At 73.4% G+C, this 13,033-nt stretch carries 10 protein-coding genes and 1 other RNA gene; 2 read left to right on the top strand and 9 right to left on the bottom strand.

What is annotated here, in order from left to right:
* Window positions 1–348: 348 nt before the first annotated feature.
* A complete protein-coding gene (locus tag EOE48_RS07860) occupies window positions 349–1,785 on the top strand; it encodes a phospholipase D-like domain-containing protein (RefSeq protein WP_127728228.1) in 1,437 nt (478 codons plus the stop codon).
* Here EOE48_RS07860 and EOE48_RS07855 read toward each other — a convergent pair.
* The 9 genes from EOE48_RS07855 to rnpB all read right to left on the bottom strand — a co-directional run bounded on the left by EOE48_RS07855 (window position 1,703) and on the right by rnpB (window position 12,444).
* A complete protein-coding gene (locus tag EOE48_RS07855) occupies window positions 1,703–2,557 on the bottom strand; it encodes an endonuclease/exonuclease/phosphatase family protein (RefSeq protein WP_246154034.1) in 855 nt (284 codons plus the stop codon). The genes EOE48_RS07860 and EOE48_RS07855 overlap by 83 nt on opposite strands.
* Window positions 2,558–2,806: 249 nt before the next feature.
* Window positions 2,807–4,180, bottom strand: coding sequence for a UDP-N-acetylmuramoyl-L-alanine--D-glutamate ligase (murD, locus tag EOE48_RS07850; protein ID WP_127728227.1), 1,374 nt, complete (start codon window positions 4,178–4,180; stop codon window positions 2,807–2,809).
* Between the two features lie 32 nt (window positions 4,181–4,212).
* A complete protein-coding gene (mraY, locus tag EOE48_RS07845) occupies window positions 4,213–5,298 on the bottom strand; it encodes a phospho-N-acetylmuramoyl-pentapeptide-transferase (protein ID WP_127728226.1) in 1,086 nt (361 codons plus the stop codon).
* An 89-nt stretch (window positions 5,299–5,387) separates the two neighbouring features.
* Window positions 5,388–6,848, bottom strand: a complete 1,461-nt coding sequence (locus tag EOE48_RS07840) for a UDP-N-acetylmuramoylalanyl-D-glutamyl-2,6-diaminopimelate--D-alanyl-D-alanine ligase (RefSeq protein WP_127728225.1) — start codon at window positions 6,846–6,848, stop codon at window positions 5,388–5,390.
* Complete coding sequence (locus EOE48_RS07835; protein ID WP_127728224.1) at window positions 6,849–8,306, bottom strand: UDP-N-acetylmuramoyl-L-alanyl-D-glutamate--2,6-diaminopimelate ligase; 1,458 nt, start codon at window positions 8,304–8,306, stop codon at window positions 6,849–6,851.
* The gene (locus EOE48_RS07830; protein WP_127728244.1) at window positions 8,303–10,042 is read right to left on the bottom strand and encodes a peptidoglycan D,D-transpeptidase FtsI family protein; all 1,740 of its coding nucleotides are present in this window, start codon (window positions 10,040–10,042) and stop codon (window positions 8,303–8,305) included. The genes EOE48_RS07835 and EOE48_RS07830 overlap by 4 nt, the downstream gene beginning before the upstream one ends.
* A 129-nt stretch (window positions 10,043–10,171) precedes the next feature.
* Complete coding sequence (gene ftsL / locus EOE48_RS07825; RefSeq protein ID WP_127728223.1) at window positions 10,172–10,606, bottom strand: cell division protein FtsL; 435 nt, start codon at window positions 10,604–10,606, stop codon at window positions 10,172–10,174.
* Window positions 10,603–11,634 carry a 16S rRNA (cytosine(1402)-N(4))-methyltransferase RsmH gene (gene rsmH / locus EOE48_RS07820; protein ID WP_127728222.1) on the bottom strand — a complete coding sequence of 344 codons (1,032 nt, stop codon included), beginning with the start codon at window positions 11,632–11,634 and terminating at the stop codon, window positions 10,603–10,605. Before rsmH ends, ftsL begins: the two co-directional genes overlap by 4 nt.
* Before the next feature lie 376 nt (window positions 11,635–12,010).
* Window positions 12,011–12,444, bottom strand: an RNA gene (gene rnpB / locus EOE48_RS07815) — RNase P RNA component class A.
* A gap of 129 nt (window positions 12,445–12,573) precedes the next feature.
* Here rnpB and EOE48_RS29115 point away from each other — a divergent pair.
* The gene (locus EOE48_RS29115) at window positions 12,574–12,735 is read left to right on the top strand and encodes a hypothetical protein (RefSeq protein ID WP_187371343.1); all 162 of its coding nucleotides are present in this window, start codon (window positions 12,574–12,576) and stop codon (window positions 12,733–12,735) included.
* The last annotated feature ends 298 nt before the right edge of the window (window positions 12,736–13,033 follow it).

The raw sequence follows: 13,033 nt of genomic DNA, 5'->3' as shown, positions 1-13,033 counted from the left end.
GCCACCGGCGCCACCACCCATGCCGGCCCCGCCGCCGGCCCCGGCTCCGCCGCCGCCCGCACCGCCCGCGCCGCCGCCGCCGGCACCTCCGCCCTGCGCGAAGGCGGTCGCCGCGCCCATCGCCAGGATCGCCGCGGTCAGGGTGCTCCGAACCAGCTTGCCCATGTTCACCTCTCCCTTGCCGCGCGACCGGCCGACGCCACAACCTGCATCGGTCGATCGCGCCGCCCCGCAACGGCAAGGTGTGGACACTGGTTCCGGATCATCCGCCGGACGTGCGCGGCCCGGGTGGATTCCGCCGGGCGCTTCCCGTAATGCGCCGGGAGCGACAGGCGGGACGGGCAGCGGGTGGAACAGGCGATTTACCGGTGGCTCGGCGGGCTGGCCCAGATCCCGGACGACGTTCTCGCCTCCCTCGGCCTCGTCTTCGCGGCGGCGGTGACGCTGCACGCCCTGCTCAACAAGCGCGAGGTTGCGGCGGCGATCGGCTGGATCGGCCTGTCCTGGCTGTCGCCGCTGCTCGGCAGCAGCCTCTACGTCATGTTCGGCATCAACCGGGTGACGCGGCGGGCGCGCCGCCTGCCGGTGGTGCCGCTGCCGCCGCCCGACGCGCCGGTGCCGCGGCCGATCGCGGTGCCGGAGCCGTTCCTGCCGCTGGAGCGCTCGGTCGACCGCATCACCCGGCTGCCGCTGCTCGGCGGCAACGGCGTCACCCTGCTGCGCAGCGGCGACGAGACCTATCCGGCGATGCTGGCGGCGATCGCGGCGGCGCGCGAGAGCGTGGCGCTGTCGACCTACATCATGCGCGCCGACAGGATCGGACTGGCGATGCTGGAGGCGCTGAAGGACGCGCAGGCCCGCGGCGTCGAGGTCTGCGTGCTGATCGACGGCATCGGCAGCGGCTACTTCTTCCCGCGGATCCACCGGCTGATGCGGGCGGCCGGGATCGAGGCCGGGCTGTTCATGCACTCGGCCCTGCCGTGGCGGATGCCGTTCCTCAACCTGCGCACCCACAAGAAGCTGCTGATCGTCGACGGCCGCACCGGCTTCGTCGGCGGGGTCAACATCGGCGACGAGAACCTCGTGGCGCAGAACCCGCCCGAGCCGGTGCGCGACACCCATTTCCGGCTGGAGGGGCCGGTGGTCGGCCAGCTCATGCAGGCCTTCGCCCGCGACTGGGCCTTCGTGATGGGCCGGGACCTCGACGGGCCGCGCTGGTTCCCGGCGATCGAGCCGGGCGGCGACAGCCTCGCCCGGGTGGTGACCTCGGGACCGGACGCCGACATCGAGAAGATCGAGTTCGTGGTGCTGGAGGCGGTGGCGACGGCGCGCACCAGCATCCGCCTCGCCACCCCGTACTTCCTGCCGAGCGAGCAGTTGCTCACCGCGCTGTGCCTCGCCGCCTATCGCGGCGTCACCGTCGACGTGGTGATCCCCCAGGCCAGCAACCACCCGGTGGTGGACTGGGCGACGCGGGCCCATGTCGGGCCGCTGCTCGCCGCCGGGGTGCGGATCTGGCTCGACCGCCCGCCCTTCGACCACTCGAAGCTGATGGTGGTGGACGGGACCTGGAGCTTCGTCGGCAGCGCGAACTGGGATTCCCGCAGCTTCCGGCTCAACTTCGAGCTGAACGTCGAGTTCTACGACCGCACCTTCGCCGAGCGGCTCGACGGGATGATCGCGGGCAAGATGGAGGCGCGCCTCACCCGCGAGGCGCTGCGTTCGCGCCGGCTGCCCGAGCGGCTGCGCGACGCTTTCGTACGGCTGCTGCTGCCATACCTGTGAGGATCACCCGCTCGCGCAGGGCCTTCACCCGGGCGCGCAGCAGCATCGGCGCGCGGCGCACCGGAGCCGCGTCCGGCGCGAGGTGGACGACGATCGGCCGGTGGTCCGACAGGCCCCGCGGCAGCACCGCCGGCTCGCGGCACGACAGGCCGCGAACGAGGCAGCGGTCGAGGCGCAGCGGCACCAGTTCGACCATCTGGTGGGTCGGGTGGCGCGGGCCGACGTCGCGAAACCCCGGCAGCAGGGCCGGGCCGACGAGGTTGTAGTCGCCGAGCACCGCCGCCCGCTCGGGCAGGTGGCGCTCGATCCGGCGCAACTGGCGCCGGTTGAGCACCTGCCCGTGCGACAGGTGGACGTTGGCGACGCCCCACTCGCCGAGGTCGATGACCTGGCAGACCCGGTCGATCAGCGCCCCGGAGGGCAGCGGCACGACCTGCGGCGGCGACGGCCACGGCGTCGGGCTCCAGGCGGCGAGGCCGTGGATGCGGCGGGGGAGGGGAGCCCAGGCGTAGTGCCCGCCGACCCGCTCCTGCAGCGCGACGATGTCGGCGGTCGCCTCCTGCATCAGCAGCAGGTCGGGCCGCTCCTGCTCGATCAGCGCGACCAGGGCCTCGACCGTCGCGCCGGTGCGGCGCAGCAGGTTCCAGCTGATGACCTTCCTCGCGCCGGCCGGCTTCGGCAGGGCAGCAGGGACCTCGGCGGCCGGGATCTCGGCGGGCGGGGTCGGATCGGGGTGCGGCGGGGAGGAGGGCGACATGGAGGAGGGCAGCATGGCACCGTGCGGGCTGGGGCGCGGCTGCGCGCGGGGCCGAGAGGCTCCGGCACGACGCGACCACGGTTCTGGGGGAGGGCCGTGCCGCGCGGGCCCCGACCTGCTCCGGGAATGCGCCGCGGGAAGGGCGGCGCGATCGCGGCCCCGGCGCGGCCGGCATCATAGCGCAGGATGCCCGCGGCCGATACCCGCAGGGCGGAGTCGCGCCGCGGGCGCGGTTCGGCGCCGGCGCCCGAACCCGGCCCCTCGTCACCCTTCCGGCAGGGCCTGCACCAGGGCGCGGAACCGGTCGCCGCGATCCTCGAAGCTGCGGAACTGGTCGTAGGAGGCGCAGGCCGGCGAGAGCAGCACCACCGGCTCGGGATCGTTCGACCGCGCCGCCGCCGCGGCGGCCTGGGCGGTGGCCTCGGCCAGGGTGCCCGAGCGGGTGTAGGGCACGTGGCCGTCCAGCGTCGCCGCGAAGGTCTCGGTCGCCGCGCCGATGAGGTAGGCGTGGGCGACGCGGGGGAAGTACGGCGCCAGGGCCGCGATGCCGCCTTCCTTGGCCTTGCCGCCGAGGATCCAGTGGACGTGCCGGAACGCCGACAGCGCCTTCTCGGTCGAGTCGGCGTTGGTGGCCTTGGAATCGTTGACGAACAGCACCCGGCCGCGGCGGCCGACCTCCTCCATCCGGTGCGGCAGGCCCGGGAAGCCCGCGATCAGTTCCGCAAAGGTCTCGGGCGTCACGCCGAGCCGGCTCGTCACCGCGTACGCGATGGCGGCGTTCTGCCAGTTGTGCGCGCCGCGCAGGGACGGGATGCCGGCGAGGTCGGCGACCGGCCGCGCCGGCTCGCTCCGCCCGTCGACGACGATCCCGCGGCGGGCGAGGATGCCGGGGCCGTCCCCCGCCTCGCCGACATGGACCCGGGTGAGCGGACCGCGGCGGCGATCGGCGATCGCCCGGCACCAGTCGTCGTCGACCCCGATCACCGCGTGGCCGGCGCCGGCCACGAGCCGCTCCTTGATCGCCGCGTAGGACGCCATGTCGCCGTGGCGGTCGAGGTGGTCAGGGGTGAGGTTCATCAGCACCCCGACGCTCGGGGCGAGGGAGGGCGTCAGGTCGATCTGGAACGACGACATCTCGATGACGTGGATCCGCTCCGGGGCCGGCGGCGCCAGGGACAGGATCGCGGTGCCGATGTTGCCGCCCATCCGCACGTCGCGGCCGGCCGCCCGCAGCAGGTGGGCGATCAGCGCCGTGGTGGTCGACTTGCCGTTGGTGCCGGTGATGGCGACGAAGGGCGCGCCGGGCGCGGTCGCGGCCCGCTCGCGGCAGAACAGCTCGATGTCGCCGATGATGTCGATGCCGGCGGCGCGCGCCCGCTCGACGGTCCAGTGCGGCGCCGGATGGGTCAGCGGCACGCCCGGCGACAGGACCAGGGCGGCGAAGCCCGACCAGTCGGCGGCGCGCAGGTCGGCGACCGGGATGCCCTGCTCGGCGGCCGCCCGCATCCGGGCCGGGTCGTCGTCGCAGGCGGTGACGCGGGCGCCGCCCTCGCGCAGGCTCAGCGCGGTGGCGAGGCCGGAGCCGCCGAGGCCGAACAGGGCGACCGCGCGCCCGGCGAAGGTGGTGGAGCGTATCATCGCGTCGCCTCGCGCGGTTCGGGGCCTTCTCGTCAGCGCAGCTTCAGCGTCGCGAGGCCGAGCAGCGCCAGGATCACCGCGATGATCCAGAACCGGATCACCACCTGCGGCTCCTTCCAGCCCTTCTGCTCGAAATGGTGATGGATCGGCGCCATCCGGAAGACCCGCTTGCCGGTGAGCTTGAACGAGGCGACCTGGATGATGACCGAGGCGATCTCGAGCACGAACAGTCCGCCGACCACGGCCAGCACGATCTCGTGCTTGGTCGCGACCGCGATGGTGCCGAGCAGCCCGCCGAGCGCCAGCGAGCCGGTATCGCCCATGAAGATCTGCGCCGGCGGCGCGTTGAACCACAGGAAGCCGAGCCCGGCCCCGATCAGCGCCCCGCACACCACCGCGAGCTCGCCGGTGCCCGGCACGTAGTTCACCTGGAGGTAGGAGGCGTAGATGACGTTGCCGACGAGGTAGGCGATGATGCCGAAGGTCGCCGCCGCGATCATCACCGGCACGATCGCGAGCCCGTCGAGGCCGTCGGTGATGTTGACCGCGTTGCCCGCCCCGACGATCACGAAGCCGGCGAACAGCACGTAGAAGATCCCGAGGTTGAGGATCGCGTCCTTGAACACCGGGAAGGCGAGCTTGTAGGCGAGGCCGGGCGCCGAGTATTCCGCCACCGCGACGCTCGCCGCGACCGCGATCACCGCCTCCAGCAGCAGCCGGAACTTGCCGGAGAAGCCCTTGTGGCTCTGCTTCGTCACCTTCAGGTAGTCGTCGTAGAACCCGATCGCGCCGAAGCCGAGGGTCACCATCAGGGTGATCCAGACGTAGCTGTTGCGCGGGTTGGCCCACAGGATCACCGAGACCAGCAGGCCGGCGAGGATCATCAGCCCGCCCATGGTCGGCGTGCCGCGCTTGGTCAGCAGGTGCGATTGCGGGCCGTCCTCGCGGATCGGCTGGCCCTTGCCCTGGCGCAGGCGCAGCAGCGAGATGATCCACGGGCCGAACCAGAACACGAACAATCCGGCGGTGAACAGCGCCCCGCCGGTCCGGAAGGTGATGTAGCGAAACACGTTGAGCGGCGTGAACACGCCGCTGTATTCGGACAGGAGGTACAGCATCCCGGGCTCGTCTCGATCAGGGGCGGCGCCGGGACGGGCGGGCGGCGCCGCTCCCGGGCTGCGACATCGGGCGGATACTCAACGGCAGGTCACCCGGGCTGGGCGGCGGACCGGGTCGGGTCCGCCGCGCCGCTCCCGTAGCGGGCTTTGAGGGCTTCGACAATCCTGCCCATCCGGGTGCTGTTCGAGCCCTTGACCATCACGGCGTCGCCGTGGCGCACGGCCTCGACCACCGCCTCGACGAGGTCGGCGGAGGTCGGCGCCTCGCGGCCGCGCCGGGCGGTCGGCAGCGCCTCGAACAGCTCGTGCATCATCGGACCGGCGGTGAAGACGAGGTCGATCCCGTGTTCGACCACCGGCCCGGCGAGGTCGCGGTGCAGGCGCAGCGCCTCGGGGCCGAGTTCGAGCATGTCGCCGAGGACCGCGATCCGCCGCCCGCCGCCGGTGACGGCGACGCCCGCCAGCGTCGCCAGGGCGGCGCGGACCGAGGCCGGGTTGGCGTTGTAGCTCTCGTCGACGAGGAGCGCGTCGCCGCCCGGCAGGGCGAGGCGGGTGCGCTCGCCGCGGCCGGCCGGGGGCTTGAGCTGGGCGAGCGACAGGGCGGCGAGCGCGAGGTCGGCGCCGAGCGCCCGCACCACCGCCATCACGGCGAGCGAGTTGAGCGCGGTGTGCCGCCCCGGCGTGCCGAGCTGGTAGGTGACGGGCACGCCGAGCACGCTCGCGTCGACGATCGAGAGGTCGGGGCGCAGCACGATCCGCTCGGCGCGCACGTCGGCCTCGGGGTGCTCGCCGAAGCCGATCACCCGCCCGGCCCGCGAGGCGAGGGCGTGGGCCTTGAGGCGCTCGAAGGACGGGCTGTCGCGGTTGAGGATCGCGACGCCGCCGGGCTCCAGGCCGGCGAAGATCTCGCCCTTGGCGTCGGCGATGCCGTCGATCGAACGGAAATGCTCGATATGGACCGGCTCGACCGTGGTCACGACCGCGACCTCGGGCCGGATCAGCCGGGTCAGCGGCGCGATCTCGCCGGCATGGTTCATGCCGACCTCGAACACGCCGTAGCGGCTCGCCGCCGGCATCCGGCCGAGCGTCAGGGGCACGCCCCAGTGGTTGTTGTAGGAGGCGACCGAGGCGTGGGTCGGCCCCTGCGCGGCCAGCACGTGGCGCAGGGCCTCCTTGGTGCCGGTCTTGCCGACCGAGCCGGTGACCGCGACGATCCGCGCCGTGCTGCGGGCGCGCGACGCCGCCGCGAGGCCGCCCATCGCCGCGAGCACCGGGTCGTCGCCGGCGGCCGGCGCCAGGACCAGGGGGCCGAGCCCGGCGAACTCCGCCGCGCGCTCTTCCGCGACGAGCGCCGCCCCGGCGCCGAGGCCGAGCGCGTCGCGGACGAAGTCGTGGCCGTCGCGGGCCTCGCCGCGGATGGCGCAGAACAGGTCGCCGACCTTCAGGGTGCGGGTGTCGATCGAGAGGCCGGTGATCGGCCGCGGCTCGCCGTCGAGGCGCGCGCCGGCGGCGGCGGCGACGGCCTCGAGGGTCCAGAGGGGCTCGGTCATTCAGGTCAGCTCCGCGATCGCGCTCCGCACCGCGTCGTGGTCGGAGAAGGGCAGGGTGCGGTCGCCGACGATCTGGCCGGTTTCATGACCTTTGCCGGCCACCACCAGCACGTCGCCGGGTCGGAGGCCGGCCACCGCCCGCCGGATCGCCTCGGCGCGGTCGCCGATCTCCTCGGCTCCCGGGGCCGCCGCCAGAATCTCGGCGCGGATCGCCGCCGGGTCCTCGCTGCGCGGGTTGTCGTCGGTGACGATCACCCGGTCGGCGCGCGCGACCGCGATGCGGCCCATGATCGGCCGCTTGCCGCGGTCGCGGTCGCCGCCGCAGCCGACGACGCAGACGAGGCGCCCGGTGGCGAACGGGCGCAGGGCCGCAAGAACGTGGTCGAGGGCGTCGGGCTTGTGGGCGTAGTCGACGAGGCAGAGCGCGCCGTTGATTTCGGCCACCCGCTCCATCCGGCCCGGCACGCCGGTGAGGCCGGCGAGCGCCGCGATCACCCCGTCCGGATCGCGCGCCCCGGCCGGGGTCGCCAGGGCGAGGCCGGCGGCGAGGAGCGCGTTCTCGACCTGGAACGCGCCGACGAGGGGCAGCGACACCGCGACCTCGCCGCGCTCCGGCAGATACAGCGACAGGCGCTGCGAGAAGCCCTCGGGCCGGGCGTCGAGCAGCCGCACCGCCTCGCCGGCCCGGCCGGTGGTGCGCACCGAGAGCCCGCGGGCGCGGGCGGCGGCGATGACCCGGTCCGCCTCGGCGCCGTCGGCATTGACCACCGCCGGGATGCCGGGGCGGGCGAGGGTCGTGAACAGCCGCAGCTTGGCGGCGAGGTACTCCTCGACGGTGGCGTGGTAGTCGAGGTGGTCGCGGCCGAGATTGCTGAACCCGACCGCCGCCAGGGCGACCCCGTCGAGGCGGCGCTGCTCGATGCCGTGCGACGAGGCTTCCATCGCGAGGTCGGTGATCCCGTCCGCGGCGAGGCGCGCGAGGGTCGCGTGCAGCGTCACCGGATCGGGGGTGGTGAGCGAGCCGTAGGCCGCGCCGCGGCGCGTGACGACCCCGACGGTGCCGAGGCTCGCCGCCTCGCGGCCGAGGGCGGTGAGGATCTGGCGCACGAAGTCGGCGACCGAACTCTTGCCGCTGGTGCCGGTCACCGCGACGACCGTCTCGGGCTGGCGGCCGGACAGGCGGCTCGCGGCGAGCGCCAGCGCCCGGCGTGCATCCGCGACGGCGAGCCAGGGCGTGCCCGGGTCGAGATCGGCCGGGCGCTCGCCCTCGCCGGCGACCGCCACGGCGCCCGCGGCGGCGGCGCTGGCAGTGAAACGGCGGCCGTCCGCGACGGTGCCGGGCACCGCCACGAAGACGAAGCCCGGCGCGACCCTGCGCGAATCCGCGGTGAGCCCGGCGACCGGCAGGCCGGCCGCGGCGCCGGCCTCGTCGGGGAAGAGCCGGCCGAGCGTGCTCATCGGCCGTCGACCTGGGTCGCGTGGTAGGCGCCGAGTTTGACCATCAGGGGAAAGGGATTCTGCGGCGGCTCGAATTGCGGCGGCAGGCCGAGGATCGGCGCGACCCGGGCGATGGTGCGGCCGGTGACGACGCCGGAGTTCCAGGCCGCGGTGGCGTAGGAGCCCGATTCGGCCGCCACCGCCTGCGGCTCGTCCATGATGGTGACGAACAGGTACTTCGGCTTGTTCATCGGGGCCGCGGCCATGAAGGTCGTGAACAGGCGGTTCTTGACGTAGCGGCCGTTGATGACCTTCTCGGCGGTGCCGGTCTTGCCGCCGACGTAGTAGTACGGGATCGACGCCTTCTTGGCCGAGCCCTCGACGGCGTTGAGGCGCATGATGAAGCGCATCGCCTCGCTGGTCTGCGGGGCGAGCACCGGGGTCGCCTTGGCCTTCGCCTCTTCCTCGGTGCGCTTGAGGAAGGTCGGCGTCATCAGGAAGCCGCCGTTGGAGATCGCCGCCACCGCCGCCGCCGCCTGGATCGGCGCCACCGCGAGGCCGTGGCCGAAGGCGATCGTGATGGTGTTGATCTCGGTCCAGCGCGGCGGGACGATCGGCTCGGCGCTCTCGGGCAGCTCGGTCCGCATCCGGTCGAGCAGGCCCATCTTCCTCAGGAACGCCTTGTGGCCGGGCACGCCGATGCCGAGCGCCATCTTGGCCGAGCCGATGTTCGAGGAATGGGTGAACACCTCCGGCATCGTGATGACCCGGTTGGTGCCGTGGTACTCGTGGATCTTCTGGCGGCCCCAGTTGAGCACGCCGCCGCGGGTGTCGAAGGTCGAGTTGACGGTGAACTTGCCGGAATCGAGCGCCATGGCGAGCGTCATCGCCTTGAAGGTCGAGCCCATCTCGTAGACGCCGACGTTCATCCGGTTGATGCGGTCGGGGTTGAGCGCGTCGGCGGGGTTGTTGGGGTCGAAATCGGGCAGGGAGGCGAGCGCGATCACCTCGCCGGTGGTGACGTCGAGGATCATCCCGGCCGCCGCCTTGGCGCTGTAGTGCGACAGGCCCCAGGCCAGCTCGTCGCGCAGGGCGTGCTGGGCGCGCAGGTCGATCGAGAGCTGGACCGGCGCGAGGTCGGTCGCCTTCTCGATGAAGCCGAAGCTGTTGAGGTCCTTGAGCCCGGTCTTGTCGATGTACTTCTCGATGCCGGCGATGCCGGCATTGTCGAGGTTGGTCGCGCCGATGATGTGGGCGGCGGCGGTGCCGTTGGGGTAGACCCGCTTGTGGTCCTGCAGGAAGCCGATGCCCGGGATGCCGAGGCGGTGGACCTCGGCCTGCTGCTTCGGCGTGATGTCGCGCCTGACCCAGACGAAGCCGGAATCGCGCTTGTTGCCGCGCTTGCGCAGCGATTCGCGCTTGGCGTCGATGCGCTTGCGCAGCTCCGAGCCGTCGACGTCCGGCAGCACCGCGGTCAGCAGCTCGACCGCCTCGTCGACGTCGGTGAGGTTGCCGGGTTCGAGGAACACCGAGACGGTGCGGATGTCGGTCGCCATCACCTCGCCGTTGCGGTCGAGGATGTCGGGCCGGAACGAGGTCGCGCCGCCATTGGCGGCGCGTTGGGCCGAGGTGCTCGGCTCGTCGGGAAACAGCGCCATGGTGACGAGGCGGCCCGACAGGGTCGCGAACACCGCCGCGAAGGCGAGGCCGACGAGGCCGACCCGCGCCCGGCTGCGGTCGATGGCGAGGCGGAACATCGCCCGGGCGAGGCCGCGGGTGCGGTCGAGGAGCGTCGGCGCCGGGGGCGCCGCCTCGGTCCGGCCGTCTGTCTCGGGATGCTCCGGGGACGCAGCGTCTTGGGACACGGGGTCTTGGGACACGGGGGCTTACCTCGTCGCCGTGGGCGTGCGGGTGGACGTGGATCCGGTGGTGCGCGGCTCGTCGCCGCCGCGGCCGGTGGTCGGGGTGGAGCGCTCCTTGCCCGGGGTCGCGGTGGCGAACAGCCCGAGCGCCTCGAGCTTGCGGGCGATCTCGTCGCCGCGCTCGGGCCGCGCCGGCAGGTCGGCGAGGCGGCCGAGATGCTCGGTGCCGATCGGCTCGAGGCCGAGATACTTGTCGACGGCGCCCTGGAGGCGGTCGGGCCGGGTCAGGAGCTGCCACTCGGCCCGCAGGACCGCGATCGCCTCGCGCTCCTTGCGCAGGCGGATCTTCAGCTTGGCGACCTGCTCGGCCTGATAGAGCGTCTCGTACTTGATCGAGTAGGCGTAGACGGCCGAGGCGATCAGGCCCGCGATGGCGGCAAGATGCAGGAGGCGGATCACCGGCGGGGTCCTCCGCGCCGCTCGGCCGGCAGGGCCGCGAGGGCGTCGAGCGCCGAGAGGGGCGGGGGCGCCGGGGCGTCGGTGCGCGCCCCCGCCCGCAGCTTGGCCGAGCGGGCGCGGGGATTGGCCCGGCACTCGGCCTCGGTCGGGCCGACCGGCCCCTTGGTGACGAGGGTGAAGCTGCGCGGCGGCGGCTCGGCCGCCATCGGCAGGTGGCGCGAGGCGGTCACCGCCCGGCCGCTGCGGGCCGAGAGGAACTGCTTGACGATGCGGTCCTCGAGCGAGTGGAAGGTCACCACCACGAGGCGGCCGCCGGGCCTGAGCAGCCGCTCGGCGGCGTGCAGCGCCCGCACAAGTTCGCCGAGCTCGTCGTTGACCGCGATGCGCAGGCCCTGGAAGGTCCGGGTCGCCGGGTGGATCGGGCTGCCGGGCTCGGCCCGCACCACGGCGGCGACGAGGTCGGCGAGGGCGGTCGTGGTCTCGATCGGGCCCTTGCGCCGCGCCTCCAGGATCGCCCGCGCCACCGCCCGGGCCCGGCGCTCCTCGCCGTAATGGTAGACGATGTCGGCGAGTTCGGCCTCGGACGCCTCGTTGACGAGGTCGGCGGCGCTGGTGCCGCGCCCCTCCATCCGCATGTCGAGGGGGCCGTCCTGGCGGAACGAGAAGCCGCGCTCGGCCCGGTCGAGCTGCATCGACGACACGCCGATGTCGAGCACGACGCCGTCCGCCGCCGGCACCCCGTGGGCCTGCGCGAGGGCGTCGAGGTCGCCGAAGCGGCCCTCGGCGAGGATCAGGCGCCCGCCGGACTCGTCGGCGAGCGGCCGGCCGGCGGCGATCGCGGTCGGGTCGCGGTCGATGGCGACGACGCGGCCGTCCGGGCAGGCGGCGAGGATCGCCCGGGAATAGCCGCCGGCCCCGAAGGTGCCGTCGACCAGGGCGGCCCCGGGCCGGTCGAGGTCGAGGGCCTGCACGACCTCGTCGAGCAGGACCGGAACGTGGGGGGCGCCGAGATCCGGGCGCCCGCTCATCGGCACGCCTCCGCGCCGGCCCCGGCCGACAGGCCGGCACGCCGCGGAGCGGCGGCGGACAGGGATCGATCCATCATACTCCGCAATCCGAACGGTATCGGCAGCCGGCCGCCGGGCCCGGCGAGAGCGCGCCGGTGCAGCCAGGACGGAATCGGGCGCACGGCCAGGAAGCCTGCATTCGCAGGCCGCGGTCGTCGCTCCAGGAATCGCCGTGGACGAGGTGACTCGGGCTAACATGGGCCTCTGGGAGCGTCAACGCGAGGGACCGGCGAGGGACCGGACGGGTCGGAGTCCCGTCGGAGCCGATCAGACGTCAGCAACCTTAACGAAGCCTTTCGGGGCACCGGCGCCCGCGTGCCGGGTCGGGAAAAGGGGAGGGATCAGCCGGCCTGTAAGCCGGGTTCTGTAGGGCCCGGAGGAATCCGCAAGGATCCCCCCGGACGTGGCGGCCATTCCTCTGGGACGGCCGTTGCCGGCCGCCTCGAGCAACCAACCCGGGCGACTGGCCTGGAGATCGGGCCTGCACGGGCGAACCCGTGCGCGTCGCCCCTATTCGGTTTTGCTCCCGGTGGGGTTTGCCGTGCCGTCCGCGTTGCCGCGTCCGCGGTGCGCTCTTACCGCACCCTTTCACCCTTACCGTGGATCGGCTCGCGCCGATCCACGGCGGTTTGCTCTCTGTGGCACTGTCCCTGGGGTCGCCCCCGCCGGACGTTATCCGGCACCGCATCTCCATGGAGCCCGGACTTTCCTCCCCGGCCCGCCAGCGGGCGAACCCGCTGACAGGACCGGAGCGGCCGCCCGGCCGGCTGATGGCGGCGATGTGCGCCGCGGCGCGGGGCAACGTCAAGCCGAAACGGCCGCCGGTTGCCGGGCAGCCGGCCAAGCCCTAGCTGCCGGTATCCAGGCCGCCGCCAGCGCGGTCGCGACACGGAGGCGACGATGAGCGAGACTCCCTGGACCCTCGAATCGGTGCAGCAGCTGCGCGAGATGGCCCGCGAGGGCGTGCCGGCCACGGTGATGAGCCTCAAGCTCAAGCGCGCCCTGCCGGACATCCACGCCAAGCTCGCCGAACTCGGCATCACGCCGGCGGCGGAGCGCTGACGGGGCGGGGCCGCGTCCCCCGCCGCCGCCCGGGGAAAAACGCTGTTGAGAATCAAGCGCGGGATCCCCTCTCCCGAGTGGGAGAGGGGTAGGGGCGATCGAAAATCGCGCAGGGTGGAGACGGTGCCGAAAAAAACCTAAACGGTCGAGCTGTGCTGCTCGATGGTCAGCGTCTCATCCCGAACCCGAGCCACCCTCATGCGGATCTTTCAGATCCGGCCCGGCCCCTCTCCCACTCGGGAGAGGGGAGACGCGGATCTCCTTTTTCTCGATAGCAACCCTCGCTCCCCAAACCGTA

Origin of the sequence: Methylobacterium oryzihabitans, from assembly GCF_004004555.2 — a bacterium.
Taxonomy (GTDB): Bacteria; Pseudomonadota; Alphaproteobacteria; order Rhizobiales; family Beijerinckiaceae; genus Methylobacterium; species Methylobacterium oryzihabitans.
The sequence above is the reverse complement of the archived record's forward strand: the minus strand, read 5'-3'. Positions and strand labels throughout refer to the sequence as shown.

Excerpts from the sequence above, each read along its gene's own strand:
- EOE48_RS07830 (WP_127728244.1), bottom strand. The coding sequence starts at position 10,042 with ATGTTCCGCCTCGCCATCGACCGCAGCCGGGCGCGGGTCGGCCTCGTC.
- EOE48_RS07840 (WP_127728225.1), bottom strand. The coding sequence starts at position 6,848 with ATGACCGAGCCCCTCTGGACCCTCGAGGCCGTCGCCGCCGCCGCCGGC.
- mraY (WP_127728226.1), bottom strand. The coding sequence starts at position 5,298 with ATGCTGTACCTCCTGTCCGAATACAGCGGCGTGTTCACGCCGCTCAAC.
- EOE48_RS07835 (WP_127728224.1), bottom strand. The coding sequence starts at position 8,306 with ATGAGCACGCTCGGCCGGCTCTTCCCCGACGAGGCCGGCGCCGCGGCC.
- EOE48_RS29115 (WP_187371343.1), top strand. The coding sequence starts at position 12,574 with ATGAGCGAGACTCCCTGGACCCTCGAATCGGTGCAGCAGCTGCGCGAG.
- EOE48_RS07855 (WP_246154034.1), bottom strand. The coding sequence starts at position 2,557 with ATGCTGCCCTCCTCCATGTCGCCCTCCTCCCCGCCGCACCCCGATCCG.
- murD (WP_127728227.1), bottom strand. The coding sequence starts at position 4,180 with ATGATACGCTCCACCACCTTCGCCGGGCGCGCGGTCGCCCTGTTCGGC.
- rsmH (WP_127728222.1), bottom strand. The coding sequence starts at position 11,634 with ATGAGCGGGCGCCCGGATCTCGGCGCCCCCCACGTTCCGGTCCTGCTC.